This is a genomic window from Streptomyces sp. NBC_00829, from assembly GCF_045161795.1.
Lineage (GTDB): Bacteria > Actinomycetota > Actinomycetes > Streptomycetales > Streptomycetaceae > Streptomyces.
This window is the reverse complement of sequence record NZ_CP108867.1, coordinates 8,583,905-8,609,108: the sequence shown is the minus strand read 5'-3', so window position 1 is coordinate 8,609,108 and position 25,204 is coordinate 8,583,905. Positions and strand designations below refer to the sequence as shown.

28 protein-coding genes and 7 pseudogenes are annotated in these 25,204 nt (G+C 68.9%); 20 read left to right on the top strand and 15 right to left on the bottom strand.

All coding sequences use genetic code 11. From position 1 onward, the window contains the following. Positions 1–377: 377 nt before the first annotated feature. From OG293_RS38510 to OG293_RS38500, 3 genes and pseudogenes are all read right to left on the bottom strand, one after another. Positions 378–1,136 carry a Ku protein gene (locus OG293_RS38510; protein ID WP_406003367.1) on the bottom strand — a complete coding sequence of 253 codons (759 nt, stop codon included), beginning with the start codon at positions 1,134–1,136 and terminating at the stop codon, positions 378–380. Between the two features lie 383 nt (positions 1,137–1,519). Beyond that, positions 1,520–2,004, bottom strand: a pseudogene (locus OG293_RS38505) (transposase). Positions 2,005–2,012: 8 nt separating this feature from the next. Further along, positions 2,013–2,534, bottom strand: a complete 522-nt coding sequence (locus OG293_RS38500) for a winged helix-turn-helix domain-containing protein (protein WP_406003366.1) — start codon at positions 2,532–2,534, stop codon at positions 2,013–2,015. Between the two features lie 209 nt (positions 2,535–2,743). Here OG293_RS38500 and OG293_RS38495 point away from each other — a divergent pair, with 209 nt between their 5' ends. After that, positions 2,744–3,073 carry a hypothetical protein gene (locus OG293_RS38495; RefSeq protein WP_406003365.1) on the top strand — a complete coding sequence of 110 codons (330 nt, stop codon included), beginning with the start codon at positions 2,744–2,746 and terminating at the stop codon, positions 3,071–3,073. A 149-nt stretch (positions 3,074–3,222) separates the two neighbouring features. Here the strand turns inward: OG293_RS38495 and OG293_RS38490 are convergent, their stop codons facing one another. From OG293_RS38490 to OG293_RS38480, 3 genes and pseudogenes are all read right to left on the bottom strand, one after another. Further along, a complete protein-coding gene (locus tag OG293_RS38490; RefSeq protein ID WP_406003364.1) occupies positions 3,223–3,696 on the bottom strand; it encodes a hypothetical protein in 474 nt (157 codons plus the stop codon). 626 nt (positions 3,697–4,322) lie between these two features. Then, positions 4,323–5,012 (bottom strand): annotated as a pseudogene (locus OG293_RS38485) (gfo/Idh/MocA family oxidoreductase); the annotation flags it as partial. A 58-nt stretch (positions 5,013–5,070) separates the two neighbouring features. After that, positions 5,071–5,154, bottom strand: a pseudogene (locus tag OG293_RS38480) (hypothetical protein); the annotation flags it as partial. Positions 5,155–5,220: 66 nt separating this feature from the next. Between OG293_RS38480 and OG293_RS38475 the strand changes: the two are divergent. Then, the gene (locus OG293_RS38475; RefSeq protein WP_406003363.1) at positions 5,221–5,994 is read left to right on the top strand and encodes a glycosyltransferase family 2 protein; all 774 of its coding nucleotides are present in this window, start codon (positions 5,221–5,223) and stop codon (positions 5,992–5,994) included. Positions 5,995–6,132: 138 nt separating this feature from the next. Here OG293_RS38475 and OG293_RS38470 read toward each other — a convergent pair whose 3' ends face one another. Next, positions 6,133–6,378 (bottom strand): TauD/TfdA family dioxygenase, encoded by a 246-nt coding sequence (locus tag OG293_RS38470; RefSeq protein WP_406003362.1) that lies wholly within the window; start codon positions 6,376–6,378, stop codon positions 6,133–6,135. Positions 6,379–6,636: 258 nt separating this feature from the next. Between OG293_RS38470 and OG293_RS38465 the strand changes: the two genes are divergently transcribed. Together OG293_RS38465 and OG293_RS38460 are read left to right on the top strand one after the other, a co-directional pair. Continuing rightward, complete coding sequence (locus tag OG293_RS38465) at positions 6,637–7,038, top strand: hypothetical protein (RefSeq protein ID WP_406003361.1); 402 nt, start codon at positions 6,637–6,639, stop codon at positions 7,036–7,038. 84 nt (positions 7,039–7,122) lie between these two features. Beyond that, the gene (locus OG293_RS38460) at positions 7,123–8,256 is read left to right on the top strand and encodes an IS630 family transposase (RefSeq protein ID WP_406003360.1); all 1,134 of its coding nucleotides are present in this window, start codon (positions 7,123–7,125) and stop codon (positions 8,254–8,256) included. Positions 8,257–8,261: 5 nt separating this feature from the next. On the opposite strand, the gene OG293_RS38455 is transcribed toward OG293_RS38460, so the two are convergent. The 3 genes from OG293_RS38455 to OG293_RS38445 all read right to left on the bottom strand — a co-directional run bounded on the left by OG293_RS38455 (position 8,262) and on the right by OG293_RS38445 (position 9,381). Next, positions 8,262–8,657, bottom strand: a complete 396-nt coding sequence (locus tag OG293_RS38455; protein WP_406003354.1) for a hypothetical protein — start codon at positions 8,655–8,657, stop codon at positions 8,262–8,264. 262 nt (positions 8,658–8,919) lie between these two features. After that, positions 8,920–9,063 carry a hypothetical protein gene (locus OG293_RS38450; RefSeq protein WP_406003359.1) on the bottom strand — a complete coding sequence of 48 codons (144 nt, stop codon included), beginning with the start codon at positions 9,061–9,063 and terminating at the stop codon, positions 8,920–8,922. A 57-nt stretch (positions 9,064–9,120) separates the two neighbouring features. After that, on the bottom strand, positions 9,121–9,381 hold the full coding sequence (locus OG293_RS38445) for a hypothetical protein (protein ID WP_406003358.1): 261 nt from the start codon (positions 9,379–9,381) through the stop codon (positions 9,121–9,123). A 286-nt stretch (positions 9,382–9,667) separates the two neighbouring features. On the opposite strand from OG293_RS38445, the gene OG293_RS38440 reads away from it, so the two are divergent. Continuing rightward, positions 9,668–9,940, top strand: coding sequence for a hypothetical protein (locus tag OG293_RS38440; protein ID WP_406003357.1), 273 nt, complete (start codon positions 9,668–9,670; stop codon positions 9,938–9,940). Positions 9,941–9,958: 18 nt separating this feature from the next. After that, positions 9,959–10,315, top strand: coding sequence for a hypothetical protein (locus OG293_RS38435; RefSeq protein WP_406003356.1), 357 nt, complete (start codon positions 9,959–9,961; stop codon positions 10,313–10,315). Between the two features lie 257 nt (positions 10,316–10,572). Here the strand turns inward: OG293_RS38435 and OG293_RS38430 are convergent. Beyond that, positions 10,573–10,692, bottom strand: a pseudogene (locus OG293_RS38430) (IS5/IS1182 family transposase); the annotation flags it as partial. Positions 10,693–11,034: 342 nt separating this feature from the next. Here OG293_RS38430 and OG293_RS38425 point away from each other — a divergent pair. The 3 genes from OG293_RS38425 (at position 11,035) to OG293_RS38415 (ending at position 14,069) form a co-directional block, all read left to right on the top strand. Next, on the top strand, positions 11,035–11,682 hold the full coding sequence (locus OG293_RS38425; RefSeq protein WP_406003355.1) for an RICIN domain-containing protein: 648 nt from the start codon (positions 11,035–11,037) through the stop codon (positions 11,680–11,682). A gap of 195 nt (positions 11,683–11,877) precedes the next feature. After that, positions 11,878–13,320 carry an NF041680 family putative transposase gene (locus OG293_RS38420; RefSeq protein ID WP_405997214.1) on the top strand — a complete coding sequence of 481 codons (1,443 nt, stop codon included), beginning with the start codon at positions 11,878–11,880 and terminating at the stop codon, positions 13,318–13,320. Positions 13,321–13,673: 353 nt separating this feature from the next. After that, on the top strand, positions 13,674–14,069 hold the full coding sequence (locus OG293_RS38415) for a hypothetical protein (protein WP_406003354.1): 396 nt from the start codon (positions 13,674–13,676) through the stop codon (positions 14,067–14,069). Positions 14,070–14,074: 5 nt separating this feature from the next. On the opposite strand, the pseudogene OG293_RS38410 reads toward OG293_RS38415, so the two are convergent. Both OG293_RS38410 and OG293_RS38405 read right to left on the bottom strand, forming a co-directional pair. Further along, positions 14,075–15,207, bottom strand: a pseudogene (locus tag OG293_RS38410) (IS630 family transposase). A gap of 89 nt (positions 15,208–15,296) precedes the next feature. Then, positions 15,297–15,755, bottom strand: a complete 459-nt coding sequence (locus OG293_RS38405) for a hypothetical protein (protein ID WP_406003353.1) — start codon at positions 15,753–15,755, stop codon at positions 15,297–15,299. Positions 15,756–16,438: 683 nt separating this feature from the next. Between OG293_RS38405 and OG293_RS38400 the strand changes: the two are divergent. Then, positions 16,439–16,922: pseudogene (locus OG293_RS38400) on the top strand (IS5 family transposase); the annotation flags it as partial. 559 nt (positions 16,923–17,481) lie between these two features. Here OG293_RS38400 and OG293_RS38395 read toward each other — a convergent pair. Next, complete coding sequence (locus OG293_RS38395) at positions 17,482–18,867, bottom strand: replication-relaxation family protein (RefSeq protein ID WP_406003352.1); 1,386 nt, start codon at positions 18,865–18,867, stop codon at positions 17,482–17,484. A 588-nt stretch (positions 18,868–19,455) separates the two neighbouring features. Continuing rightward, positions 19,456–19,749: pseudogene (locus OG293_RS38390) on the bottom strand (helix-turn-helix domain-containing protein); the annotation flags it as partial. A 56-nt stretch (positions 19,750–19,805) separates the two neighbouring features. Between OG293_RS38390 and OG293_RS38385 the strand changes: the two are divergent. The 10 genes from OG293_RS38385 to OG293_RS38340 all read left to right on the top strand — a co-directional run bounded on the left by OG293_RS38385 (position 19,806) and on the right by OG293_RS38340 (position 25,172). Next, positions 19,806–20,066, top strand: a complete 261-nt coding sequence (locus tag OG293_RS38385) for a type II toxin-antitoxin system Phd/YefM family antitoxin (protein WP_406003351.1) — start codon at positions 19,806–19,808, stop codon at positions 20,064–20,066. After that, on the top strand, positions 20,063–20,308 hold the full coding sequence (locus OG293_RS38380; RefSeq protein WP_406003350.1) for a type II toxin-antitoxin system RelE/ParE family toxin: 246 nt from the start codon (positions 20,063–20,065) through the stop codon (positions 20,306–20,308). Before OG293_RS38385 ends, OG293_RS38380 begins: the two co-directional genes overlap by 4 nt. A 97-nt stretch (positions 20,309–20,405) precedes the next feature. After that, on the top strand, positions 20,406–20,582 hold the full coding sequence (locus OG293_RS38375; protein WP_406003349.1) for a zeta toxin family protein: 177 nt from the start codon (positions 20,406–20,408) through the stop codon (positions 20,580–20,582). A gap of 22 nt (positions 20,583–20,604) precedes the next feature. Continuing rightward, a complete protein-coding gene (locus tag OG293_RS38370; RefSeq protein WP_406003348.1) occupies positions 20,605–21,186 on the top strand; it encodes a zeta toxin family protein in 582 nt (193 codons plus the stop codon). A 31-nt stretch (positions 21,187–21,217) separates the two neighbouring features. Then, the gene (locus OG293_RS38365) at positions 21,218–21,352 is read left to right on the top strand and encodes a hypothetical protein (RefSeq protein WP_406003347.1); all 135 of its coding nucleotides are present in this window, start codon (positions 21,218–21,220) and stop codon (positions 21,350–21,352) included. Between the two features lie 99 nt (positions 21,353–21,451). Further along, positions 21,452–22,615, top strand: a complete 1,164-nt coding sequence (locus OG293_RS38360; protein WP_406003346.1) for a zeta toxin family protein — start codon at positions 21,452–21,454, stop codon at positions 22,613–22,615. 102 nt (positions 22,616–22,717) lie between these two features. Next, positions 22,718–23,077, top strand: coding sequence for a hypothetical protein (locus OG293_RS38355; RefSeq protein WP_406003345.1), 360 nt, complete (start codon positions 22,718–22,720; stop codon positions 23,075–23,077). Then, the gene (locus OG293_RS38350) at positions 23,017–23,460 is read left to right on the top strand and encodes a hypothetical protein (RefSeq protein ID WP_406003344.1); all 444 of its coding nucleotides are present in this window, start codon (positions 23,017–23,019) and stop codon (positions 23,458–23,460) included. The genes OG293_RS38355 and OG293_RS38350 overlap by 61 nt, the downstream gene beginning before the upstream one ends. A gap of 696 nt (positions 23,461–24,156) precedes the next feature. Beyond that, a complete protein-coding gene (locus OG293_RS38345) occupies positions 24,157–24,279 on the top strand; it encodes a hypothetical protein (RefSeq protein WP_406003343.1) in 123 nt (40 codons plus the stop codon). A 131-nt stretch (positions 24,280–24,410) separates the two neighbouring features. After that, on the top strand, positions 24,411–25,172 hold the full coding sequence (locus tag OG293_RS38340) for a hypothetical protein (protein ID WP_406003342.1): 762 nt from the start codon (positions 24,411–24,413) through the stop codon (positions 25,170–25,172). Positions 25,173–25,204: the final 32 nt, after the last annotated feature.

Sequence of the window (25,204 nt, the reverse complement as noted above, 5' to 3'; positions counted from 1 at the left end):
GACGACGGTCAGCAGCATGCGATGCGGGGGCCGTTGGGGCTGGGATGCGAAGTGTCCTGGCATGGGTTCAGCGTTGTCGGGGCTCCTCGAAGGGTCCAACACCTGTCCGTTTGGCATCCACGCAATTGTGTTGTGAATCCCGGCTGGTGGGTGAGAATGGTGTGTACGTGACGACACGAATCCACGGTTGCTGCGGGACGGCGTCTGCGTGCCCTCAGGCGCTTCGCGGCTTGCTTCCGCTCGCCTTCTTGGCGGCTGTCTTCTTCGCCGCGGTCTTCTTCGTAGACGCGGCCGTGGTCTTGTTGGCGGCCCGCTTCTTCGGGGCCATCTTGTGGACAGTGGCGCCCTGGCCGGTGTCGCCGCGTGAGGCCCGGGCCTTAGGCGACGGTCTCGTTCAGCGCGGCCATCAGGTCCACGACCGGAGCGCCGGGCGCCTCCTGCTCGGGTGCCGCCGGCACCTCGCGGCCTTCGACCTTCGCATTGATGATCTCGGTGAGTGCGTCCGTGTACGTGTCGCGGAAGCCCGACAGATCTTCCGCGTCGAAAGCCTCCGCGAGCTGAAGCGCACCGTGCACCTCGCTGTCGTCGACGTCCGCTTCGGGCGGGCTGACCAGCGTGGGCGAGCGGACTTCGTCCGGCGCGAGCAGCTGCTGAAGAAGCAGCACGCCGTCCTTGACCCGCAGCAGGGCGAGCCGGGTCGGGTCACGCAGCGAGTAGCGGACCACGGCGATCTTGTCCGTGCGCTGCAGGGCCTTGGTGATCAGCGTGTACGACTTCGCGGCGATGGCACCCTTGGCTGCGAGGTAGTACGAGTGGCCGAGCGAGATCGGGTTCACAGACTCGGCCTGGTTGAAGCCGATGACCTCGATCGCCCGCACATGCTCCAGCGGCAGACTGTCCAGCTCCTCGTCCGTGACCTCCATCAGCGACCCGTCGGGCAACTCCCACCCGCGCCCGATCTCGTCCTGCACAAGCTGCTTCCCGCACTCCTCGCAGATCTTCCGGTTCCGCACCCGGCCGCCGTCCTCCAGGTGAATCTGGCGGAAGCTGATGCTGTGGGACTCGGTCGCCGGCACCACCGCCACAGGGATGGTCACCAGCCCGAAACTGATCGCGGTCGACAGCAGAGCTGGCACTCTTCTCTCCTCCTGCCACACCCCCTGTGCCAGCGTACGAGCGAGCCTGCACGCACTCAACATTCACACGGGCTCTCGGCCTCGCTGGGCGACTGCCGCGACGCCAGCAGCCTCACCACGGTGATATCCAACCGGTGTGAAATGGAGGAGGCTCGAGCGGACCTCTGCGAGGAGGAGTTGGCGCGACCGCTCGCCGACGGCGTCTACGCCCCCGGCCCCGCGGCGCTTCGGCGATCACGCGACTCCCCATCAGAGCCACAAGGTGACGTCGGATGGACGCTTGGGACGAAGGCGCACGGTCCGGCATCGCGATGGCGCTGGTGATGCCAGGCGTCTGCTCAAGGTAGGCGCTGTCGCCTGTCATGAATACTGACTTCGGCTTGTCAGGGTGACGTTGGGTTGTCGAGGGTCAGGCCGGTGCCTGCTATGAAGCCGTTGAGGGTGTCGGGCCGGTACTGGAGGCGTTTGATCCGGTTGCGTACGAGGGCCTCGAGTCGGTCGAGGGCGACGACGGCGAGGTTGGCCAGGCTGCGTTTGACATGTGCCCATACCCACTCAACGGGGTTGAGGCCGGGCGAGCAGGCGGGCAGCAGGAACACCGTCAGCCATGCGCGCTCGGCGATCAGTTCTCGTATGGCGTGTGAGACATGGGTGTTCAGACGGTCCCACACCAGCACGATCGGCGCTTTGACGAGCTGGTGGGTGGGTCGATCAGCGCGATGAAGTCGCGCTCGCCCATACTGCGGCGCACGCCTTTGCCCGAGGGGTGGGTACGCAGGCGGTGGCACAGCCGGGTGCGGAAGCCGGGCCGCATCGCGATCAGCCCGGCCACGGACAGACGTCCCGAGCGCCGTCCGCTCACCGTCACCCGCGGAGTCACACCGCGCCGGCCCCAGGAGCGTCCTTTGGGCGGTCTGCGGGTGAAGCCTGCCTCGTCCTCGAAGCAGATGTAGCCTCCGCAGGCCGCCCGGGCTCCTTTACCTCCGCCCAGGTCGCCTCCCTCCATACGGTGACTGCCTGCTCGTCGTGCTCGGCGACCCTCCGCGCAGGGACCTGCGGGCTGAAGCCCAGCCGGTGCATCAGCCTCGTCGCCCCGGAGACGCTGTAGGAGATATGGAACTTCCTGCCAATCAGCGTGGCCACCCTCGCCGCGGTCCACACCTGGTCCTCCACCCAGCCATGCGCGGCCGGGCCCTGCTCCAGACATGCCGCCAGCTTCTCCAGACAGCGCGGGGACAGACGGCACCGCGATCCGGCCGGGCCGCGTGAGGCCAAAGCCCGAACGCCTCCCTCCCGCCACAACTGATGCCACTGGTAGGCCGACTTCCGGCTCACCCGCAGGCGCCGTGCCAACTCCAACCGCTTGATGCCCTGCTCGAACAGCTCGGCCGCCTGCATCCGTACCGTCTCCCGGCGCTGACGTCGAGATCCTCGAACACGCCAACAGTCGCACCCACTCCCCCTCTGCCCGCTCCCTCCTTGACCTGCGCCGCGCCCGAGCGCTGGCCGTCCTCGGCGACCACCACGCCACCAGCCGCGCCCTCGCCTCCGCTGAGCGCCAGCTCGACCGGGCGCGCCCTGGGGCGAGCCCTGCATGGGTGTCGTGGATGTCCCCCGCGGACCTCGCGGTCGACGCCGGCCGCTGCTGGCTCGACCTCGACCGCCTTCAGCAGGCCGACGTTGCACTCGCCGATGGCCTCATCCTGCTCGACCCGGCCCTCGAACGGACCTGCTCCGTTGTCCTCGCCTACCGCGCCGAAGCCGCATTGGCCCGCCACGACCTCACCGCAGCCGCTGCCGACGCCCGCGATGCCCTCGACACTGCCCGTGGCACCCAGGCGACCCGCTGCATCGACCTCGTCAACTCCACCCTCAGTAAACTCGCGCCCCACCGCACGCACCCCGCCGTCGCCAGTCTCTACGACGCCGCCCGGTGACATCGACCACCTCGATGGCCAGCTCTACACGGCCCGGATGAGGACCGGCATCGACCCCATCCCGGTCGAGGAGTACCGGCAGACCGGCCGCGCCTGGTCGTACGAGTTGGGTCGCTGAGCGGCTATGAGCGCTTTGCCCCGCCGGGCGGTCAGGGGGACCAGTTCCCGATGAGCCGGGTGGGCGCGAGCGTCCGGGCGTCGGGGTTGGGCCGCCACCTGGTGGTGAAAGGGAATGTGTTGTCCACCCACAGCACCCCGGCCAGCTGAGGGGGCATCGCCCAGCGTGGCGGGTTGCCGGGCTGGAACAGCAACGGCTCGTGGATGTACGTGTCAGCGGGGTTGAACTGCACCGTGAAGGTATGTTCGCCCTTCAGCAAGTGGTCAAGTTGCTCGACACCGAGCCCGGTGAACCTGTGTGCCCCCGCGGCCACGATCAGCGGCAGGCGTGTCTCCTTGGCCAGCGTGCGGTACTTGCTTACATTCTCGTCGATGCGGGCGACCTCGGAAATATGGCGCACATCGGCGGAAAGGCGACCCACAGAATGGGCCGGTGGATCGCCGATCTCGGGGTTGCCGGTATGGCGCGACGTCGGAGCGGCTGCCGGTACGGCATGGAGCCGCACAGCCATTTCCGTCGACCGAGAACGAACCCTGAATAGGGCGAATGGGTGAACAGAGCTCTTGTGATCCGGCTATCCGACCACCTTCGCGGTCTACGAGGCGCTGCCCGTCGAGCACGAATCACGACCGCGGGTCGGCCGACTGCACATCTCCAGTGGAATACCGCCTCGGTCCCATCGATTTCAGGCGCATGCGCCCTGCGGGACCTGCGGCACTTCTCCGCGACCCTCACCCGCGGCGGCGGTGGCGCCCTCCCCACGATCAAGGAGACGCTGCGGCACTCCACGATCACGCTGACGTCGGACACGTACACGAGCCTGCAGCCTGAGGTCGACAGAGCCGCAGCTGAAGCCGCCGCCCACCTGGTGCCACGTGCCCGTGGGGCCTCCTTAGCGCCTGCCGCCGTACCGTCCGCTCACGCACGAGGCCGGGAACGATGGAGCACCCCGACCGGCTGAAACCGGTCGAGGCGCTCCGTAGTAGGTCAGATGGGGATCCCTTGCCTGCCAGCACGTCCGCTCACGCACGGGAGGTCTTCTGACCTGGGCATCCGCCTCGTTGATCTCAGCTCAGCGTGCCTGCCAGGACGGGCTCTCGGCATCGGCCGATCGGCCATGTGCCTGCAAGATCAATCATCCAGCCGGCCTGCGCCCGGAGCGTTACCGAAGTCGGGTATCTCCAGTCGGTTGCCTCCTTGCAGGGCGGATTGGTGAGCGATGATCCCGGGCAGGGTGTAGCGGGCCGCGGTCCAGGCATTGACCGGGGGCGGTGTCCCGGTTGTAACGGCCGTCACGAAGTCGTCGGCAAGGAAGTGGTGGCTGCCCTCGTGGCCGTTGGGGGCGTGGGCGAACTGGCTGGGGAGCCGGGAGGGGTCGTGGACCGGTGCCGTGCCGGAGGTGAAGGCGTTGCGCAAGGCGGGGGCGAGATCGGCCAGTGAGGGGTCGTCCGGGGCGAGTGTGGGCCTCGGGTGCAGGTGGTCGCTGACGTCTTCGACGCCTTTCTTGTCCTGCCAGAGGCTGACGGTCGCGAGCTGTTCGAAGCTGCCTTCGGTGCCGAAGAAGCGGAACCTGGATTCCCTGATGTGGGAGGGGTACCCGACCCTGCGGAACTCATTGATCCGGAACGAGCCGCCGCCGGCTACTTCGAACAGTGCGGTGGCGTTGGAAATGTCGTTGTCGAACTGGCTGACCTCGCGGTCGAACACTCCGTCCTCGCGGTCGTCGACGACACCGATCGCGCTGACGCTCGTGGCGTGGGTCTGCCAGGCTCCCAGGATCCCGCCGATGGAGTGGGTCGGGTACAGCAGAGGAGGCCACGTCCTCCACGTAGGACTGGCCGGCGGCGAGCTGCTGGACGCGGTGCGGGTCCACGTCGTAGCCGACGGCACGGTGACCCACCTCTGCGGCGCGTACGGCCAGTGGAAGCCCTACGTAGCCCTGACCAGCGACAACTATCTGCATGGCAGCTCCTACTCGATTGCGGTGCTTGAATGGACCGTCGTTCCTGGTCTGGCAAGGAGAAGCGCTGTGCCCCTGGTGTCTGTCGTGATGCCCGTGTACAACTCGGCGGCCACCGTCGGCGCAGCCGTCCGATCGGTGCTCACGCAGACTCACAGCGACGTGGAGCTGCTGGTCACCGACGACCAGTCCTCCGATGGCTCCATGGACCTGCTCCGCGAGTTCGCCGAGCAGGACGAGCGCGTTCTGCCGAAGTCGGCACCCGAGCGGGGCGGTGCGGGCCGGGCCCGCAACCTCGCGATCGAGCGGGCCCGCGGGGACTACATCGCCTTTCTCGACAGCGACGACATGTGGCTTCCGGAGAAGACCGAGAAGCAGCTCGCCTTCGCTGCGGAGGCCACTGCGCCTTTGACGTTCACCTCGTACTTCAAGATGGCCGCCGACTACGACGGCGAGAGCACCAACTGGGTTCCGAACGGGCGGGTGGTCCGTGCGCGGGAGCACGTGGACTACCGCGCGATCCTGGTCCAGGACCACATCGGTGCTCTCACGGCCATGTACGACCGCAATGTCCTGGGCACGAGGCTGATGCCGGAGATGCGCAAGCGCCAGGACTACGCTCTCTGGCTGTCGCTCATGCGGGACGGCGCTGACGCCCGGGGCCTGGCTGAGCCGCTTGCGGTGTACAGGGCCCACCAGGCGGGATCGCTGTCCTCCAACAAGCTCTCGCTCGTGCAATACAACTGGGCCCTGTACCGCGAGCACGAGCATCTGTCGGTCCCGCGGGCGACGCGGGCGCTGGCCGGCGCTGTGTGGCAGTCGCTGCGCAACTCGCGCATCTAGATCCGTGCACGGACCCGAGGAGCCCGGTGCGCAACCGTTTCCGGGGGTGCCCGACTGGGCCCCGCCCCGTGGCCGTGCCGTGTGCTCGGGGGCTGGACCTGGAGGTGGGACTCGGTGGGTCATGGTGCCGTCGGCTGGCTACGCAGCCGAGCCGTCGCCGGCCCTCGCGCGGAGGAACAACTGGAGGAGTAGCCGCCGGTCGGCGACCGGGACGGTCTCCTGACCGCTGGAGAGTGCCTCCCGACCGTGCAGGAAGCGGCGCTGGTTCACGATGAGGTAGTCCCCGGGCTGGAGCATGAAGGAGACCTGCCCCCGGACGAGCTCGTCGGCGAGCTCCCGGGCGGAGTCGGCGTGCGCCTGGCCGAGCTGGGACCTCTCCAGCATCTCGGCGGTGAAGCGGACGCCCGCCCGGGTCGGAGCCGTCCAGGATCGGGAACGGCTTGTACTCCTCGCCGACGCCGTGCAGGTCGAAGAAGGTCCCGTAGTTGTAGGCCGTCTCGGCCAGGAGGGCGCGGCTGTCCTCCGACAGCCGCGCCACCGCCGCGTGGGCGTCGGAGAGGATGCTGGGGCCGCCGCCGAGCGGGTCGGGGCGAACGCAGAGGAGCGTGGTGTAGTCCGGGGGCAAGGCAGCGCGATCGCGAGATGGTGGTCATCACCTGCGGCATCGGCCCGTGCAGCGGCCCGGGTCCGTTCCGCCAGGTCTTCCAGCAGCACGCCGGGGGCCGTGTCAGCTTGTCGGCGGACCAAGCGGCGCCGCAGGTGGAAGGCGACCGCCCGAACCGCCGCATGCTCCTCCCCGCGTGGCGGGTAGGGCTGACCGGTCAGGTCCGCGACATCCAGCCGCAAGGCGGTGGCCAGCGCTGCCAGCCGGCCGCGGCGATCCATCCACTCCCCGCCCGTCTCCAGCCCGGCGAGGTAACCGAACTCCAGACCGATGCTGGAGGAGAGCTCATCCCGGGTCAGTCCCCGGCGGCGGCGCCAGGCGGCCAGGCGGGCCCCAATCGGGCCGCCAGCGGACGTCTCGTCCAGCTCGCGCATCACTAGTGCCGCATCAACCAACGTTCGCCCTGTCGTGACGCGCCGTCCGGAGTACGAGCCCGGGCGGCGAGTGTCCGCCATGCTGTCCTCGTGGCTGAGCGTGTACGGGTGCGTGAGATCGATGGCGAGGAGGGGCAGCGGCTGCTGCGGATCGTGCGCCCGGGCACCGGTTCGGTGGTGACCTGGCGGCGGGCCCAGATGGTGCTGCTGTCCGCGCAAAGTATGGACGTGAACAAGATCGCTGAGGTGACGTTCACCAGCCCGGACCGGGTCCGTGATGTCATCCACAACTTCAACGCCGACGGCTTCGAGGCGCTCTACCCCAAGTACAAGGGCGGGCGCCCGAAGACCTTCACCCTGCCGGAACGGCGGGAGGTCAAGAAGATCGCAAAGTCGAAGCCGGCCGAGCACGGCCTGCCGTTCTCGACCTGGAGCCTGGTCAAGCTGGCCGACTTCCTGGTCGCTGAGGGGGTGGTCGACGACATCAGCCACGAGGGCCTGCGCATCCTGCTCCACGAGGAAGGCGTCACCTTTCAATGCCTGAAGACCTGGAAGACCTCGAAGGACCCGGACTACGAGGCGAAGAAGGCCCGGGTCGAGCACCTCTACGCCATCGCCGACGGCGAGGTCTTACCCGAGGACGGCGAGCCCGAAGTCATCTACTGCATGGACGAGTTCGGCCCGCTCAACCTCCAACCCCACCCCGGACGCCAGTGGGCCGAACGCGGAGGCAAAGGGAAGGATCCCGAGCGTGAGCCCAGGTCGCGCCGCCGGGCCACCTACACCCGCCCGCACGGCGTTCGGCACCTGTTCGCCGCCTACGACCTGGGCAAAGACCAGCTCTACGGCCACATCAAGAAGACCAAGACCCGGTCGAAGTTTCTGGAGTTCTGCCGCTACCTGCGCTCCCTGCACCCTGCTGAGAGGCGCATTGCGATCGTCTGTGACAACTACTCGCCTCACCTGACCACCAAGCGGTGCAGCCGGGTCGCGGACTGGGCCGACGCGAACAACGTCGAGATCGCCTACACCCCGACGAACAGCTCCTGGCTGAACCGGATCGAGGCCCAGTTCACGGCCCTGCGTTACTTCGCGCTCGATGGCACTGACCACCCCACGCACAAGGCCCAGGGCAGCATGATCCGCCGCTACATCATCTGGCGGAACAAGCACGCCGCCGACGAACGCCTCCGGAAGGTCGTCACCAGGGCGAACGTGGCCTGAAGGAGCTACTCGCCTTCGTCGCGGCGCAAGTAGGAACGGATGTCGTCAAGTCCGTCGAGGGCTCGTCCGTCAACGTCCGACGGGTCGAGCTCGGCCCGGGTCGCCAGTGCCTCGGCCAGCACAACCGCTCGATCACTGAGTTGTCCGAACCTGCGGGCCGTGTGTCCCAGGCACAGGCCGGCCAGCCCAAGCAGTTGGCTCCCAGCCGCCGCCCTGGTTCCCACCTCGATACAGCAGTGCTCGATGAACGCTCGATCGTCGTCGTTCAAAGCGATGCCGACCAGCGCGGCTGCTGCCGGGGCTTCCAGCGCGCTGTCGTGGAGTGCCCCTTCCACTGCCTCAGCGACGACATCATGGGGCAGCGCGGGGGGATTCTCGAACGTGCGGTGGGAGTGCGTCACGCAGGGAGGCTACGCGGTACACCTGGACCCGCAGCGCGAAGCCTAACCCCCGACGTCAGGGTGAATGGGGCGAAGGTTGTCTGATGCGGCACTAGATTGCTCGCATACCCATTCGCCTGAACCGTGTGCTCTGTCAGGGCAAGGGCCCGCCCCTCTCGTTTAGGGGAGGATCAGGTCCCCGTGTCGGGCCGCATATGCGCTGTCGCGCGACACATTAGTCACACCGGTGAAGGCAACGCGACCGGGCAGGTGACTCGTCCGCTCAGGACATAGGAGAGCTTTGGGCCGGCAGGACCGCGACGTCGTCCCCGAACTGCCGGAGCCGTTCGAAGAGACGGGCGTTCTGTGTCTCCAGTTCGGCGTTGCGCAAGGCCAGAACCTGGATCTGGGTGGCGTAGGCGGCCACGGTGTCCTTCAGCTCCCGGATCTCGGCAGCGTGCTCGCTGCGAAGCTCACGCTCCGCTCAGTGCACCGTTGCGGCACCGGCCGAGGCAGCAGAAGAGGCAAGCACGGTCGTGCCCTGAGCGACGATCTGGGCGGGGCCGGTGAGTTCCATGGAGCCGTCGGCGATCCGGTCCACGCGCAGCTGGCCGCCGGGAACGTCCACGGTGTAGGACGCGGCGGCCGAGGGGATGCCGTGGCGCTGGACAGCTGCGGCGACGGCTGCGCAGGCCCCGGTTCCGCAGGCCCGGGTCTCGCCGACGCCGTGGCCGGCCTGCGCCACTCGTGAGTCCGCGTGTCCGCCGCCCACACCTCCGGCAGGAGACCCTGATGCCCGAGACGACGCCGGCACCACCAAAAGCCCTGCTGTCGCCGCCGACTGGGCACTTGACCCTGCCGATGCCGGCGCGTGCGAGCGGCTGGCCCGCACCCTGTGCACGGGCGGGCACGACCAGGTCGACAACCCCGAGTGGGTGGCCCGAGCCCGGGACGCCTGGGAGGACCTTCCGTTCCCGCTGCGCCGTGGGGTGCGCCGATTTCGAAGCCACTCCGGCCCGCACGGCACATTGATGATCGGCAGCCTGCCCGTCGATCAGGTGGCCCTGCCCGCGACACCGTCCGTACCCGGCTCGGTCCAGCACCGAGCCACCGTCTCGGCCGCGGTGCTCACCATGGTGGCCTGCGGGCTCGGCGAGCCTCTCGCCTACCAGGCTGAGAAATCCGGTGCCCTCGTGCAGGACGTCGTGCCCGTGTCCGGGCAGGAGAGCTTCCACGGCAACGCCGGATCAGTGCCGCTGTCCTTCCACACCGAGAACGGCTTCCACCCCCACCCACCCGACTAGTTCCGCGACAGCTGCTGATTGGCGAACCCGGTCAGCATCGCCGTGAAGACCTGTTCCTCCGGCCGCACGGCCGACCAGGGCTTCGCCGGCCGACTCGTCGACCGGTCCGCCACCGTCCTGCACCGCACTTTGGAGATCGTCCGCAAGGACCCCGGCCTACGGGGCTTCAAGGTCCAGCCGAAGCGTTGGGCGGTAGAGCACACTCTCGTCTGGATCACCATGCGCCGCCGCCTGGCTTGCGACTACGAACGTGACCCGGCAGACTCCGAAACCATGATCCGCTGGGCCATGACCGACGTGATATTGCGCCGACTCACCCGGGGCCGCCCCGCCACACGCCAAGGACCCCGACCTCTACGGAAAACCGCCCAATAGGCCCGATCTCAGACACGCTCTCAGAGAATCGAGCCTCCATCCGACCCCGGAATGGTTCACAACCCAAGGATCCGTTTCGTTGGACCGAAGCGTTTTGGCGTGGGCACCGATACATTTCACGAGATCAACGGTTTTGGCTTGTCACCCTGCTCCGGATCCGGTGAGGATTAAGAGGATGTCTCACGTGGTGAGTTGGGTGGTTTTTTTGTAGCAGTTCAGCGTGGCGGCGAGGCCGAGAATGGCGAGGAAATGACTTCCCTTGCGTCGTAGCGGATGCCGAGGCGGCGGTAGCCGAACAACCAGGCGATGGACCTCTCGATCTTCCAGCGGTGCCACCCGAGCCGTTCGGAGGACTCGATGCCCGGACGGGCAATCCGAACGGCCGAACGCTCGTCCACGGGCGCGGTTCCGCCACCCTGCGGACTCGGCGTGAACGACGGCAACAACGGAACGACCAGATCCCACAACCCGTCAGGAACCAGCCGCTGCGACAGATCAGCACTCACGAAGAGCAATCATGCCGCACCTCACACAGCCACCACATGAGACACCCTCTTAACCAATTCTTAAGGGATCTGTAAAAGCCTCTCTAGTATCTCACCGCCTGTTCCTGGGGGCGTTGCTGGGCTGTATAAACGGTGTGGGGAATCGGGGCGGGTGCCGCCGCAGCGCAGTAAGGCACCTTCGGCGAGGCCCGCCGCGACTACCTCGGGTCTGCGGTGAGTTGGCTGATCCGCACAGAGGACCGGCCGGACCGCCGCGCGTTTGGTCCGGTGCGACACCAGCCGCACCGGGCCGCTTTCGCGCCGGGCAGTGAATGCCGGGAGAAGCGCAACACACAAGGCGAAGAGGAGAACTTGATGAAGAAAGTCCACGTTGCCGTGTCGGTGAGCGGCCTTTCGGTACTGCTCAGTGTGACACTGATACCGTCCGCCAGCGCAGGGGATCCCGAGCGCAAGGTGACGATCCACAGTGCCGCAGCGGACGCTGTGCTCGACGCGACCCCGGTCCCAGGGGGCCAATCCCAGCTGAGGCAGACGAAGCCAGCGGGTACGGCAAGCCAGCAATGGGTGCTCACAGACGCCGGCGGGGGTTGGTCTCAGATCCGCAATGCCGAGAGCGGGTACTGCCTCGACGGCGTAGGGAACTACGTACTGCTGATGAAATGCGCGTCCGCCGACGATTCGTCGCAGCACTGGAAGACGCTGCCGTCCGATTCCGGAACCGTGATGCTGACCAGCGAGGATGCGGCGGAGGGCGCCGTCGTTCGGGGCAACACCGCCGTCCCGGGGTTCGTCGGTTACCTCTCCGAGCCGCAGGGTGACGACGCTGTCTTCCGGTGGACGCTCAAAGACGTGTCGTCCTGACACGGTCTCAGCCGACCTGAAGCGGTCGGCGGCATGCGCGGCGATCTCCTACTACATCGCTTAGCTTGAAATTTAACCTTCAGTGATCGTTTGAGGTTCGGATCGTTCACTCACATGGGGATCTGCCGGACATGGCGACGACCTCCCTTTCACGCTGTGTGATGTCGAGTCGCACAACGGGCCGGGAGGTCGTCAGTGTCGAGTGTCGTCCCTGGAGCCGCTCATCGGCAGGCACTTGCCGAACTGTCCTCCTTTCGAATGGAGTTGTACGCGGCAATGCCCCGCCGTGCCGATGCGTTGTTCGAGTTGACGGACGCGGTGCTGTGCGCGGGCGGCCCGGTGGTGTCGCTGCCGGAGTTGTCGCTTGAGACAGTTCACCGGCGTGGGCACGGGGCGATGTACGACGCGCTCGCCCGAGGCCGCCTGGATGTGTCGCGGCTGCGGTTGGCGCTGGCCGGGCTGGAGCTTCCGCGCGGGACGGACCGGCAGATCTCGATCGCGCTGGACGTGACACCGTGGCCGCGCCCGGACGCGGAGTGCTCGCCGGACCGGCTGCACTGCCACCGCCCGTGCCGCTGCGACGGGGTGCGGCAGACGATTCCGGGCTGGCCCTACCAGGTCGCCGCCGCGCTGGGCGGCGGACGGACCTCGTGGACCGGGCCGCTGGACGCGGTCCGCCTCGGCCCGGACGATGACCTGACCGAGGTCACCGCCGCCCAGGTCCGGAACCTGCTCACGCGCCTGCGCGAGGCTGGTCAGTGTCGCGAGGGCGACCCCGAGGTGCTGTTCGTGCTGGACGCCGGCTACGACATCGTGCGGCTGACGTGGTTGCTGCGCAACGAGCCGGTCCGGCTGCTCGGGCGGATCCGCGCCGACCGCGTCATGCACCACCCGCCAGGGCGCCGCAGGGGACCCACCAAAGGCCGCCAACCGCGTCATGGCGCACCCTTCCGGCTGGCCGACCCGGCCACCCACCCCGCACCCGTCCAGGAGTCCACCACCCGTCATGACCGGTTCGGTGCCGTGACCGCCCGCTGCTGGGGACGCCTGCACCCCAAACTCGAACGCCGCCAGGGCGGTTGGGCCGATCACCCGGGTGACCTGCCCAACGTGGAGGGAACGCTGGTACACCTCGCGGTCGAGCGCCTGCCCGGCAACCGCGATCCCAAGCCGCTATGGCTATGGCACTCGGCCCCCGACGCCGACACTCACGACGTCGACCGCCTGTGGCGGATCTTCCTGAGAAGATTCGACATCGAACACACATTCCGGTTCTGGAAGCAGGCCCTGGGCATGACCCGCCCCCGCCTGCGTCACCCCGCTCAGGCCGACCGCTGGGTCTGGCTGATCCTCGCCGCCTACACCCAGCTCCGACTCGCCCGCACCCTCACCGGCGATCTGCGCCGGCCCTGGGAGAAGCCACTCACATCGGATCAGCTCACTCCCGGCCGGGTCCGCCGCGGCTATCCCCGCATCCGCAAGATCCTGGGCACTCCCGCGAAACCGCCGAAAGCCACCCACCCCGGCCCAGGCCGCCCACGGGGCACCACCACCAGCCCCGCCCCCCGACACCCCGTCGGCAAACACCAGCACAAAAAGGACACCCCTCGACCCGAAGAACCGAGGGGAAACCTTTAATTTCAAGCTTAGAGCACCCGCCAGTAGGTCGGGATTGGCCGGTCAGGTGGGCTCGCGTCAGCCTCGTCTCCAGAAGTCGTGTGGGTGTCGTCCGGGTCGGAATCCACTGGCTTCCGCCATCGCGGCGGCGTCCGTGAAACCGTTGGCGAGGGCAGCCGGATCGTGCGCGTCACTGCCGAAGGTGATGGCCTCGCCTCCTTCTTGGCGCCACCATTGCACGATCTGAGGACTTTCCGGGAGGCGGGGGCGTCGTCGTACCTAGTGCCGCATCAGACAACCTTCGCCCCATTCACCCTGACGTCGGGGGTTAGGCTTCGCGCTGCGGGTCCAGGTGTACCGCGTAGCCTCCCTGCGTGACGCACTCCCACCGCACGTTCGAGAATCCCCCCGCGCTGCCCCATGATGTCGTCGCTGAGGCAGTGGAAGGGGCACTCCACGACAGCGCGCTGGAAGCCCCGGCAGCAGCCGCGCTGGTCGGCATCGCTTTGAACGACGACGATCGAGCGTTCATCGAGCACTGCTGTATCGAGGTGGGAACCAGGGCGGCGGCTGGGAGCCAACTGCTTGGGCTGGCCGGCCTGTGCCTGGGACACACGGCCCGCAGGTTCGGACAACTCAGTGATCGAGCGGTTGTGCTGGCCGAGGCACTGGCGACCCGGGCCGAGCTCGACCCGTCGGACGTTGACGGACGAGCCCTCGACGGACTTGACGACATCCGTTCCTACTTGCGCCGCGACGAAGGCGAGTAGCTCCTTCAGGCCACGTTCGCCCTGGTGACGACCTTCCGGAGGCGTTCGTCGGCGGCGTGCTTGTTCCGCCAGATGATGTAGCGGCGGATCATGCTGCCCTGGGCCTTGTGCGTGGGGTGGTCAGTGCCATCGAGCGCGAAGTAACGCAGGGCCGTGAACTGGGCCTCGATCCGGTTCAGCCAGGAGCTGTTCGTCGGGGTGTAGGCGATCTCGACGTTGTTCGCGTCGGCCCAGTCCGCGACCCGGCTGCACCGCTTGGTGGTCAGGTGAGGCGAGTAGTTGTCACAGACGATCGCAATGCGCCTCTCAGCAGGGTGCAGGGAGCGCAGGTAGCGGCAGAACTCCAGAAACTTCGACCGGGTCTTGGTCTTCTTGATGTGGCCGTAGAGCTGGTCTTTGCCCAGGTCGTAGGCGGCGAACAGGTGCCGAACGCCGTGCGGGCGGGTGTAGGTGGCCCGGCGGCGCGACCTGGGCTCACGCTCGGGATCCTTCCCTTTGCCTCCGCGTTCGGCCCACTGGCGTCCGGGGTGGGGTTGGAGGTTGAGCGGGCCGAACTCGTCCATGCAGTAGATGACTTCGGGCTCGCCGTCCTCGGGTAAGACCTCGCCGTCGGCGATGGCGTAGAGGTGCTCGACCCGGGCCTTCTTCGCCTCGTAGTCCGGGTCCTTCGAGGTCTTCCAGGTCTTCAGGCATTGAAAGGTGACGCCTTCCTCGTGGAGCAGGATGCGCAGGCCCTCGTGGCTGATGTCGTCGACCACCCCCTCAGCGACCAGGAAGTCGGCCAGCTTGACCAGGCTCCAGGTCGAGAACGGCAGGCCGTGCTCGGCCGGCTTCGACTTTGCGATCTTCTTGACCTCCCGCCGTTCCGGCAGGGTGAAGGTCTTCGGGCGCCCGCCCTTGTACTTGGGGTAGAGCGCCTCGAAGCCGTCGGCGTTGAAGTTGTGGATGACATCACGGACCCGGTCCGGGCTGGTGAACGTCACCTCAGCGATCTTGTTCACGTCCATACTTTGCGCGGACAGCAGCACCATCTGGGCCCGCCGCCAGGTCACCACCGAACCGGGGCCGGGCGCACGATCCGCAGCAGCCGCTGCCCCTCCTCGCCATCGATCTCACGCACCCGTACACGCTCAGCCACGAGGACAGCATGGCGGACACTCGCCGCCCGGGCTCGTACTCCGGACGGCGCGTCACGACAGGGCGAACGTTGGTTGATGCGGCACTAGCTCACGTCTGGCACTGCTTCGTCACGGCTCCGCTCCAGTTGCTCCACGCCCCGCCGGCCGGCCTCACATGCACCCGGATTTCGGCGGTGGCGTTGACGGGGCCGCAGACGCGGTCGGTGTTGCCGATCTCGAACGGGCCGATCGTGGACCTGCGCTGGACGATCGTGCGGCCGTTGCCGAGCTTGACCCAGTGGCCGCCTTCGCGGATCCGGAAATACGCTTCGTAGTCGACGTAGGAGGCGTGGGCGCGGGAGTTGGTGATGACGGCGTGGGCGGTGATGTTCCGCATGAAGACGTGGCCGTCCTTCCACCGTTCGGCGGAGATACAGCCCTGTGCGCCGATGTTCTGGGTCGAGACGGCGCCTCCGCAGGCAACGGCGGCGGCGTGGGCGTCTGCTGGCAGTGCCAGCGCGGTCAGCAGGGCTGCTCCTGCTGTGGCGGCGAGTTGTTTCAGTTTCATGGGTTCCTCTCGGTCGGGGTGTGCCGAAAACCAGACTGCCAGTCAGACCATGCGCCGGTACTCGTTCCATGCCTTTGCAGCGGTCAGCATCCCGGTCATCCACGGCTCCCGGATCGTCAGCGGTGATCTCCTCCCGGACGCTGACGGTGGCCGCCGTGAATGCGTCCAGGCCCTCCTTCGTCGCCGCGGCCCACGCGGGCACCTGGGAGGCCCATCGCTCCGCCTTACGGGGCGTGTGACCCTCCCTGATGAGCCACACCGCCCATAGGGCAGGGTCGATCCATCCCGCGCCGTACGACGTCCACGTCCAGTCGACCAGTACGGCCCGGTCCTGGGCGATCAGGACGTTGGTGGGAAACCAATCCGTGTGCAGCCGCATGTCCCCGGCGAAAAGCTCCGGCGTGGGACTGTGGTTCTTCATCCGGTCCGGAACCGACCGCATCACGATGTCCGGCTTCTGGTGTTCCCCGAGCCGCGTCATGACGTCCACGACCAACGGAAGGTCGTCGGAGCCGGGGACGTAGACCGCCAGGCGGCCGTCGATGTCCTCGAAGGCGAGCAGATCCCACCCGGCCTCCTGGACGTGCCACAGCAGGGCCGGGGCGACGTCGCGTACGTAGGGAGCCACGTCGGCTTCCCGCTGCTGCGTCCACGCCCGTTTGTGTTCCTGTCGCAGCCCCTTGTCCCGCGGCGGACTGACCAGCAAGATCCACCTTGCCGGCGACCGCAAGCGCCGACCGCTGTCGTTCGTTCTGACCGCCGGGCAGGCCGCGGACAGCCCCCAGTTCGTCCCCGTGCTGAAGAACATCCGCGTCCGTGCCGTCCGGCCGGCCCCGCACCCGGCCGGACGCGGTCGCCGCGGACAAGGCGTACTCGTCCCGCGCCAACCGCGCCCACCTGCGACGACGCCACATCAAGGCGGTCATCCCGGAGAAGAAGGACCAGGCCGCCAACCGCAAGAAGAAGGGAAGCCGCGGCGGCCACCCCATCCTATTCGACGCCGGTCTTTACCGTGATCGCAACACCGTCGAGCGACTGATCAACCGGCTCAAGGACTGGCGCGGCATCGCCACACGCTTCGACAAGACACCCGAGAGCTATCTCGCCGGCCTCGAACTGCGCGCCTCGATGATCTGGCTCGGAGAGCTCCTGCAAGCAGCCGATTGATCACGACATCACACAGGCCCTAGGAGCGCCAGGTGGCTACATGCGGCGGCGAGGGCGAGGCGATCCCCAGCGTAGGACTGCAGCGACGCCTCATCCAGCACCGTGCCCTGCTCCAGTTGCTCGCGACGCTTTATGGACTGGGCGTTGAACGCGGCATACACATCCATCACGTGTAGGTATGCCCTCTGCCGCTCTTCGCGGACCAGTGCTGGTGCGCCAGAGCAGCCTCCTCCCGAACCTGCGCCCGTACTGCGGCCGCGTTCGTCTCTGCACCGATCCGAGCACCCCGCACTGCGGCAAGCCCGCCGACGAGAGCACCAGCGATACCGCACTGACAAGCCCGACGCCGCCCGCGATATCCGCTGCCCACGCCTGATCCACGGGTCCGAAACTGTCAGACGCAGTGGACCCGATGAGGCGTTTCGCGGAACACCGTCCGAATCAGTACCAGCGGGTGGCCCTCGAGTGGCGTCCAATGGCTCGCGTCTCAAGGGCTGCTGACAGTGTGTGGGGCGACGAACCGGGCGGTGCGATCGTCACCCGGCGGGCTTGCCCAGGCTCACCTTCGGCTTGCCCGGGTCAGGAGCGCAAGCCTCCGGCCTTCTGCGCCGCCTGGGCCCCGGCTTGTTCCTGGCGCTCGCGCTCGTCCTGCTCGGCCTGGCGCTCGGCCTCGATGGCTCGGTCCTCGCACTCTTCGCACAGCGTCGGGCGCCACCTGGGCCCGTCCTTCGGGCCCACCGGTCGTCGGTGAACTTCGCCCCGCAGGAGGCACAGGCGGGGCGGCGGGCCACACGCTCAGCTTCCTTCTGCTCGGCTTCCTGCCGCAGCTGTGCCTTGTACTCCTGCTGACGGGCCCTGGCCTCTTCCCGTTCCCGGGCGTCGGCCGCCTCGCGGCGGGGGTTGCCGATCGCCTCCAGCAGGGGTTGCATGCCGTCGCGGCCGAAGCGGAGGAACGCGGGGCGCCGGCCGGACCGTGCTCGCGCAGGTTCTGCAGCCCCGTCGCGATGATCGGGATCCTCCCGTCGTAGACGTGGTGCCCGCCACGCTGCCGCTCCCTCTCCCACAGGTGGCGGGTGAGTTCAGTCAGGCGCGGGACCGTGCGGTTGGGGTTGCGGTCGCCGATGCGGTTGAACACCAGCAGCACAGGCGGATGCGTCCTGTCGCCGGACCAGGAGGCCGGAGCCGTCCAGCGGGTGCGCCACATCGGCCGTTCCCTGCCGTCGGTGTCTTTCATCTCCCGCCGGAAGAAACGGGCGTACTTCTCCAGCTTGTCGGCAAGCTCCTCCGCAGTCTCGTGGCAGTTGTCGACCTCGATGAACAACAGCGGCACCCCGTCCTGCGGAGCGGTGAGCACAACGTCGGCCTGGGCACCGCCCTTCCCCGGCGCGTTCCACGTGCCCGTGGCGGGCAGCGGGATCTCGGTCCAGTACGAGGCGATCGTGCCAATCCCATCGGGTGCGTCGACGGCCGCCTGGGCAGCCGCCCGGACTGCGGGCGGATCCTCGGCGAGCCTGGCCAAATTCGGCTTCGGGCGCAGCATCGCGATCACGGTCTCGTTGACGGCCATCGGGTGGGAAGCCCCGCTGGAGCCCGCACCGCGTGCCGTGGAACCCATCTCCGTCACCGGCCGCCGCAGCTCGTAGGAGGCAGCCTCCAAGCCCTTGGCGGTCAGGTTCCGCAGCCTCTCCCCCGCCTCGGTGGAGCCCCCGTTCTCGGCGAGAGCGTGCTTGCGCATGTCCGAGAGCGCACCAGTGTGCGAAGCAGTGCGGGCCTGCTTCTGCTTCGACGGGATCTCCTTGTCGGTGTGCCTAAAGCTCAGGTGCGGAGCGCCGATCCGCTGGATCTGATCAGCCGTGGCCACCTTCAGCACTCCGAGCACGCGCAGCACATCACCGCGGAAACTATTCGTCGACCCCGCCGGATTAGCCTTCCTCATCCCCGCCATCAGCTCCGCTCCCTCATCACTCGCGACCGGCCACCGGCCAGGCGCCAGCCAGGCCGGCCCGGCCGCAGAGGGCATCCGGCCCCCGGACCCGATGATCTCCTCCACCACTGACATCACCAGCAAGTTCAAGAGAAGAGAAGAGGGCCCCCAACAGAGCGGGACTCACGCCGATTCCCGGCCTGACCAGGAGCTTTTCCCCGACCCGGAGTCCCGGGCACCAAAGGGGGTCCCCAAGTGCCCTCCGTAGTGGGCACCCAAGGAGCCCACTACGGCTTGCCCGCACGGGCCGGCTTCCGGTGTGATCGGCCCGAGGACTGCCCCAGCCCGACCCGTGGGTGGGGGTCCCCATCGCCTCGTCCCTTCGCCGCCCCCGGCAGGGGCGGTCGCCGAGACGACAGCCGGATCAGAAGTGCCGTTCCCAAGACAGCGGAACAGGGCAAGGTGTACCGGCCCCATGACAGCAACACCCCCGCATACACCACTCCACGTCAGTGACCTCGCCCTTCCTCAACGCCCGACCAGCGAAAACCTCCCAGCCTGACATGCCGTCACTGACACCCACTCACTGACACCAAACCGGCACATCGCAGCCGGGGCGGGCGCGCCGGTGAACGTGGCCGGCACCGCAGCGGCCGGGGCGGGGTAGAGCTCCGCGAGCTGCGCAAGCAGCCGCGCGCACGCCTCACGCTCCGGGCCCGGGCTCGGTCGGCCTCCTCGTCGACTCCCAGCGCCGGACACCGTCGCCCGGCGCACCTTCAGTGCGGCGGCGACTTCGTCCAGCGTCAGGCCGTGCGCGGTCCGCAGCCGTTTGCGCTCCTCCGCCGACGGCAGCGGAGAGCGGGACGCGACCAGCGCGTCGACCGCATCGAACAACTCATACATGGGACACCGAGTGCGTTCGATGGCGGCGATGTGCACACTTCTGTAAGCTGGTGTGCATGACGGAAACGACCTACTCGATCGTGGAAGCCCGCGCCCGCCTGGGCGCCATCGCGCGCGAAGTCAGCGCCACCCGGGAACCGGTCGCCATCACCGACCACGGACAGACCGTCGCCATACTGGTCAGCCCCGCCGACGCCCTCGAACTGCAGGAGCTGCGGGCCCTGGCCGCCTACCGCGCCCGCCAGGCCCGCGGCGAGAACGCCGGCATCCCGCACGACGAGGCGTACCGCCGCGTGTTCGGCGGAGCTGAGGCGTGAGCTACGAGGTCATCTGGGAGCCCGAGGCCCTCGCCCAGGCGGAGCGGTTCGCCAAGGAAGACCCCGCCGGAGTGCGGCAGGTGTTCACCGCCGTCGACCGCCTCGCCGGCAACCCCCGCCCCGACGGCGCGTTCGGCAGCACCGACCTGCTGCGCATCCACATCGGCGCCTACCGCGTGATGTACGAGATCAACGACCAGCAGATCCGCGTCAGCGTCATCCACCTCGGACGCCTGCGCTGATCCCGTACCCCCTTCGGCGCGCCCGGCCAGCCCGGTCGGGCGCACCCGTGTTCTCCCGCCTCTGGCCCGCACCGTGAATCCGTTCGTGGAGGAGTACGTGAGTACCCCGCCCCCGCATCCATCGCTGCACAAGGCCGTCGCCCCGGCCACGCCGGTTCTTCCCGGCGCCGTGAGCGGTGCGGTACCCCAGCAGCACCCGGTAGTGGTGTTCGTGGCCGGGCAGGCCGGCAGCGGCAAGACGCTCGTGATGGACATGGTCCCACGCCGCCCTTAAACAGCGCGGCGGCGCGGTGCGGGTGAACCGCGACGCGTACAAGGCCGCCCATCCGCGTTACACCGCCTTCCTGGCGGAGGATGTCCACACGGCCGGAGTGCGGGTGCGGCCGGAGACCTACCACTGGCAGGCCGAGGTCGAAGCCCACGCCCGCGCGGGCCGGTACGACGTGGTGGCGGAGGAGGCCCTGGCCGACCCGGCCGCCTTCAATGCGACGGCCGCCGCCTACCGCCAGGCCGGGTACCGCATCGAGTTCGTGGCCCTGGCCGTGCCGGAGGCGGTCAGCCAGCTCGGGGTGCTCGACCGCTACCTGCGCCTCGCCGAGGAGGACCGGGCCCGCTACGTGTCCTGGGACAACCACGACACCTGCGCCAGGGCACTGCTCGACGTCCTGAAAGACATCGAAGCCGAGAACCTGGCCGAACGGGTCATCGTCGTGCGGCGCGGAGGTGCTGTACGCCAACGAGCGTACGCCCGGCGGGGAGTGGGCCGCCCGCCCGGCGCACGTGAGGTGCTGCTGGCCGAACGCGCCCGCACGTGGGATCCCGCCGAGACCGGTGCCTTTCGCCGGCAGCTCGCGGATGCCGACCCAGCGCACCCATGACCCGCGCCTGCCCGAGGACTGAGCCCTGGCCGTGCGGCGCAACGCCGAACGCGCCGCCGCGCTGGCCGAGCCCGTCCGGCGGATTGCCCAGCCGAGGAGTGAGGCGCCCGGCGTCGATCACCACCGGCTGACCGGCGAAGAGCACCGGTGGATCTTCGACAACTGATCCTGCCGGGACCTCGCCGAGCGCACCGGCCCGCAGGAGACGCCCGTCGTGGTCTACCTCATGGGCTAGCCCGGATCCGGCAAGACGAGCATGACGCGGATGGTGCTGCGCTCCCTGCGCGGCAAGCCCACCCGGATCAGCGGCGACGACTTCAAGGCAGTTCACCCCGATTACTACCAGCTGCTGCAGGAGGAGCCACGCACCGCCGGGGCCCGCATCCGCGCGGACTACCGGGGCTGGCAGGTTCTGGCCGAGCAGTACGTACGGGAGCGGCGCAGCGACGCGGTCATCGAGATCGCCCCTTCCAGTGCGGCCGCGTTCGTCAATGGCGCGCTGCTGTACCGGCAGGCGGGATACCGCGTGGAGCTGGTGGTGCTCGCTGTACGGGCCGCCGATTCCCGCCAGGGCACCGCCGATCGCTGTGCCCAGATGCTGCAGCTGGGCGCAACGGGGCGGTTCACCACCGCTGGCGGGCACGATATGCACTTCGCGGCGCTTCAGGAGGCGGTGGCGGCCCCCGAGCAGGTACCGGTGGCTGACCTGGTGACGGTGATGCGGCGGGACGGCAGCGTGCTGTACCGCAACGAGCGCGAGGCCGGCGGGTCGTGGGCGCGGCCGGCGGGCGCGCTCCACGTCCTGGTCGCCGAGCACAATCGCCCGTACACCGATCAGGAGGCCGCTCGGTTCTGGGCGATCCAGCGGCGACTGCGCACGCAGCTGCCGCACTACCGCCGCGACCTGGAGCAGATCGCTCGGCTGGCTCGGCTGCTGATGCCCGAGCACCTGCTGCCGTACCGGCTGCGCGGGCCTGCCGCGGTGGCCGCCCTGCCCGCACGCCCCTACGAGTCCTGCAGTTCCTTCAGCCGGGCCGCGTACAGAACAGCAAGGCACGTCACTTCTTCGGCATCAGCTTCCGCGAGTCGCGCGCGGTCCCGTACGCAGGCTTGCTGCTGGGCGAGCAGCTCGCCCAGCCGCTGTGGATCCGTCCCGGCCCAGCGTTCCGCTTGGATCAGCTGGCCGTACCGGGCGATCACCTGTGTCAGCAGCCCCGCAGCCGCCGCCTCGTCGACAGTTCCCGCATGGCCGTCCAGGGGCGCAGCCCCGGGGTCCTGGGCGGGCTGCTGGTCAGGGTCGGGGAGCGCAGGGTCGTGCACAAGAGCCACCAAGTCGAAGTCGAAGAGGAACAAGGAGGGTTCATTCTCAGCGCCGCACTACCCCCCGGCAAGCCGCCGCTCTTCACTGGCCAGGCATGCAGCGGTGTGAATCCGGCCCAGCACCGGTCGCGGCGGCCGGGTAGAGGCTGCCGGACGGCGCGGGCTCGGGCATAGGCTGATCGCCTGGTGATCATTCGGCGGGGGGAATCAAGTGACCGACCTACGTGCCCTGTTCGGCTCGAACGAGCCCGTCGATACGAGCGAGGCGTTCACCAACCGTCAGTGCCAGTGGGAGCTGTTCGCCACCGCGCCGGAAGAACACCTGCGGCACACCACCGCCCCCGGCTTCGACCCAGCCGACCTCGAAGCGCCGCGCACCAACATCGTGTCCTTCCACGGAGTGGGCGGCGTAGGCAAGTCCACCTTCCTGCGCAAGCTCGAAGCCGGGCGGCGAGGTCCGGGCAGCGGCCCGCCCAGTGGGGTGAACCGGTCTGGGCCGGGCAGACGATCGTGCCCGTCCGGATCGACCTGGCCCGCTCCGCCGGCACCACGTTCGAGGACGTCGTGCTGACCATCCGGGCCGCGCTCGCCGCTGCTGTTGCGCGGCCGCTGCCCGCCTTCGACATCGCGCTGCGCGGCTACTGGGAGGTGCGGCATCCCGGCGACCCGTTGGAGGCCAACCTCGACCGCGGCGGGCTGGCCGGACGGTTCGGCAAGGCGCTGCCGCAGCAGACGCAGAGCGCCCTGAGCGACGTCGCCCAGGCGCTGCTGCTGCCCGGCACCGCCGGGGCAGGTCACCGACGCGCTGGTCGGGGCGCTGCGCGAGCGGCGCCAGACGGTGAAGGCGCTGGCCGGCTGCACGCGGCTGGCCCCTTTGCTGGAGGCCGAACCCGATCTGGAGGCGCTGTCCTACTACCCGCATCTGCTGGCGTGGGAGCTTGCCCGGCTGCCTGACGGCAAGAAGGTCACGCCGGCGATCCTGCTGGACACCTTCGAGGACGCTGCCGACCGCCACCGCGACTTCGAGCGGCTGCTGCAGCGTGTGGTGTGGCTGATGCCCGGCTGCCTGTTCGTCATCAGCGGCCGCTCCCGGCTGCAGTGGGCCGAACCGGCCCTGCACGGGCAGCTCGACTGGACCGGCTCCACCGCCTGGCCCGGCCTGGCCACCTCTCCGAGCGCGGCGCCGGCGCCTCGCACGGGCACGCCGGAGGGGCGGCAGCACCTGCTGGGGGACCTCTCCCCCGAGGACTGCGACGACCATCTCGCCCGCCGCCTGGTCAAGGACGGCCGGCCTCTCATCACCCCCGCCATCCGCATCGTGATCACCGACCGGTCCCACGGCCTGCCCCTCCATCTGGACCTCGCGGTCGGCCGGTTCCTGGAGATCCGCCGCACCGGCCACACCCCCGAGCCGGCCGACTTCGACTGCACTTTCCCCGCGCTCCTGGCCCGCGTGCTGTCCGACCTCACCGCCGAAGAACGCCACGTCCTGCGCTCGGTGTCGCTGCGTGACGCCTTCGACCTCGAGCTGGCCACCCGCGCCGCGGGCCTGACCCACCAGACGGTGGCCCGGCGCCTGGTGGAAGCCCGCTGGTCACCGAGAACCCGTTCGCCCTGTGGCCCTACCACCTGCACCGCGCGATCCGCAGCGTGGTGCGCACCGACGTCGCCGACACCGGCGGCCGACTCGCCCCCAAGGCCCGCCGCGGCCTTGCCAACCTGGCCCGCCTCGCCGGAGACTTCCCCACCGCCTGGCCGCCGTCCCCACCCTGAGCTGGAAAGAACGCCACCACCGCGTCCTCGGCGACATCCACTGGTCCCACGCCAACACCGCCCAGGCCGCGGCCGCCTTCGAAGCCGGCCGCGCCGAAGCCGAGCAACCCGGCGCCGCCGGCGAACGCGCCATGACGCAGGTCCGCCTCACCCTCGCCGTCTCCTTCGCCAACCCCGACCGCGCCGACGACGAACTCGCTCTCGCCCACCAGTACCTCGACGGACTCGACCAGCGCTCCAACACCCTCCTCGCCCAGGTCGTCGCCCTGATCAAGGACGCCGGAACCCCCGGCGTCACCGACCGCGCCCAGCACCTGCACACCGACATCGAGAACGCCGGGCTCCCCTTCCTCCACCGGTTCGTGGAACTCGCCCTCGCCTTCCACCACGCCGTCCTTGGCGAAGACCAGAAGCTGGCAGCCACCATCGGCCGCCTGCGCGAACTCACCGCCACCGGCGACTTCGCCTACTTCACCGACATCGCCCACTACATGGCCGACCTGCCCCTGCCCGGTCCCACCACCACGCGCTGGCTCGACGGCCCCGATGCCGTACGCGCCCGCTGGCAGCACCTCGTCCACACCCGTCGTACCCACACCGACCGATGCCGCCCGCCCCAGCACGCCGTCCGGGCCGGGACGCACCGCCCGAGTTCGCCGCCCACCATCGACGACACCGGCACGTTGGAGAACGTCTCGCTCACGACCCGCGCCTGTCGCGGTCATCGGCCGACGCTCCTGGGGAAGGTCTGGGCCGTCCGAGGACCGACACCCGCGGCGGATCCGAAGCCACGGGGCGAGCCGTCCATTGAGCGCCATCACGGCCCGCTTTCCCGACGGCCCACGACACCGCACCCTGCCGCTCGGCAGCAAGGATGGACAAGCACGGGATGATGACGCGGCCGGTCCCGCGCGAGGCTTCGATG

What these genes read in the sequence shown, in the direction of transcription:
- OG293_RS38470 (WP_406003362.1), bottom strand. Translation starts at nt 6,378, where the DNA reads ATGCTGGAGAGGTCCCAGCTCGGCCAGGCGCACGCCGACTCCGCCCGG.
- OG293_RS38385 (WP_406003351.1), top strand. Translation starts at nt 19,806, where the DNA reads ATGACGGAAACGACCTACTCGATCGTGGAAGCCCGCGCCCGCCTGGGC.
- OG293_RS38440 (WP_406003357.1), top strand. Translation starts at nt 9,668, where the DNA reads ATGATCGGCAGCCTGCCCGTCGATCAGGTGGCCCTGCCCGCGACACCG.
- OG293_RS38340 (WP_406003342.1), top strand. Translation starts at nt 24,411, where the DNA reads ATGACGCAGGTCCGCCTCACCCTCGCCGTCTCCTTCGCCAACCCCGAC.
- OG293_RS38395 (WP_406003352.1), bottom strand. Translation starts at nt 18,867, where the DNA reads ATGGCGGGGATGAGGAAGGCTAATCCGGCGGGGTCGACGAATAGTTTC.
- OG293_RS38360 (WP_406003346.1), top strand. Translation starts at nt 21,452, where the DNA reads ATGGTGCTGCGCTCCCTGCGCGGCAAGCCCACCCGGATCAGCGGCGAC.
- OG293_RS38495 (WP_406003365.1), top strand. Translation starts at nt 2,744, where the DNA reads ATGTCCCCCGCGGACCTCGCGGTCGACGCCGGCCGCTGCTGGCTCGAC.
- OG293_RS38405 (WP_406003353.1), bottom strand. Translation starts at nt 15,755, where the DNA reads ATGAAACTGAAACAACTCGCCGCCACAGCAGGAGCAGCCCTGCTGACC.
- OG293_RS38465 (WP_406003361.1), top strand. Translation starts at nt 6,637, where the DNA reads ATGGTGGTCATCACCTGCGGCATCGGCCCGTGCAGCGGCCCGGGTCCG.
- OG293_RS38500 (WP_406003366.1), bottom strand. Translation starts at nt 2,534, where the DNA reads ATGCAGGCGGCCGAGCTGTTCGAGCAGGGCATCAAGCGGTTGGAGTTG.